The sequence below is a fragment of the Butyrivibrio sp. AC2005 genome, assembly GCF_000424145.1.
GTDB lineage: Bacteria > Bacillota > Clostridia > Lachnospirales > Lachnospiraceae > Butyrivibrio.
This window is the reverse complement of record NZ_AUJI01000082.1, coordinates 1-1,907: the sequence shown is the minus strand read 5'-3', so window position 1 is coordinate 1,907 and position 1,907 is coordinate 1. Positions and strand designations below refer to the sequence as shown.

Here is a 1,907-nt window from a genome sequence, read left to right as displayed (position 1 = left end):
GGGGCTGTCGCATTAGATGATTAAATCATCTGGGCGATGGCCCTTTTTCAGGCCTAAAAATCGGTACTTATATCTGCTTTCTGCTCATATCTCATATTTTTAGAGTAACTTAATAGTCCGAAGATATCTTCGGATCAGATACAGGAGTTTGATTTTTAAGGATCAAAAATTATGCCGTTTTCTTTAGCTCAAAAAGATGAGTTCCTGTTCGGCCGGCCATGATCTTGTGATGCAGTTTATTGATATCGAATCCGATTGCAAGCAACACGCTTTGTGCAAGAACATTCTTCGTCCCCTTATACAAATATCTTCTGAAGTTCATGTCTTCTTTTACATTTGCAAATGAACCCTCCGCCTGAATGCTTCGGTTCATTCTGAGCTGCGTGCCGAATTCGCTGGTTATCCGCTTAAGGCATTCACTGCGCTTTTCTTCAAGCTTTCTCGAAACGTAAAGCCTTTTGTTCCTGTCTTCAAATGGTGTCTTGCAGTTGTTTCCTTTAATGCAATCTTTCTTGTACGGGCATTCCTTGCAGCTATCACATTCATACGTAGTGACACTTCTTGAATAGCCACTTGCTGTTTTTTCGTTGCGGGTAAAGATTGCCTTTAATTCTTTGCCATTCCTGCAAACATAAGCATCATCCTCACTGTCATAATCCATGTTTTCACGTCTGCTGATGTCATTTTTAAATTTCCTTGTTTTTGAAAGTTCATAATTCTGAGGTTTTATGTATGCTGTCTGGTCATTTTTCTCGACAAAAACATAATTCTCTTCACTTTCGTAACCGGCATCAGCCACGATGTTCTTGTACTTAAACGGCAGATGTTTTTCCATGTCATTGAGAAACGGAATGAGTGTCAGAGTATCTGTGGGATTTGGATATATATCAAGCCAGGTAACATACTCGGCATCGACACCATGCTGGAGATTATAAGCAGGTTTAAGCTGTCCGTTCAGCATGGCATCTTCTTTCATGCGCATAAAGGTTGCATCCGGATCTGTTTTTGAATAACTGTTACGATTTCCACACTTGTACAGCTTATATGTGTAATCCTTGAGTTTCTTTATGTATTCTTCAAGTGTTTCGACAGACCTTTGAAGAACAGTTTTTCTCTTTCCGGAGCCATAGACAAACTCTATTCCTTCATCATTCTTAATCTTGTAAAGTTTCTTTTTGAGTCTTTTTAATGTATGAAGTGATATCTGGTCATCATAGACAATCTTCAGGCCATAAAGTTCCTCGCACTCTGCGCAGAAGAGGCATATCTTCTCAGCCAGTTTTGCCATGTTTTTTGAAACTGCTTTTTTCCAGACAAAAGTATATTTATTCGCCACGGATTCAATCTTTGTACCATCTATGAAGATGTTCTCCCCAGAGATTTCACCAAGATCAAGAAGGATTGTTCCAACCTGAGCCATCATCTGTTTTGAACACTGTGACAGATGCAGGGAAATAAACCTTGCAATGGTTGAATGGTCCGGTGCGGGCAAGCCTTCAAGAAGGTACATGAAATTGATATCACGCTTGCATGAGGTTTCTATGTCTCGAGATGAGAAGATTCTGTTCATTGCTGCATAGACTGCTATCTTCATCATATGACGGGGCGTTGCCTGGCCTTTTCTGATTCTTTCATATGTTGCATAAAGATCAGAAAGGTCCATCTCCTCCACGAATGCGCTTACCAGGCGTACCGGATCGTCATCTGCTACTGATAGGTCTATGTCGAGCGGAAGTTTTATTTGATGATTTAAGGAAGAAAGGCTATAATTTCCTTGTAAGATTTTATTTAGTAGCATAAATATATTTTACAGCAAAGACCAGGCTTTTCGAAGCCTGGTCTTTGTGTTAATCAAGACTTTTAGCACTAAAAAGGGGCCTCGCACTAATTCTTAGTGCGACAGCCCC

General features: G+C 40.2%; 1 protein-coding gene. It reads right to left on the bottom strand.

Annotated features, from left to right (window positions below):
* Positions 1 to 169: 169 nt before the first annotated feature.
* A complete protein-coding gene (locus tag G602_RS0117055) occupies positions 170 to 1,798 on the bottom strand; it encodes an IS1182 family transposase (protein ID WP_026660028.1) in 1,629 nt (542 codons plus the stop codon).
* Positions 1,799 to 1,907: the final 109 nt, after the last annotated feature.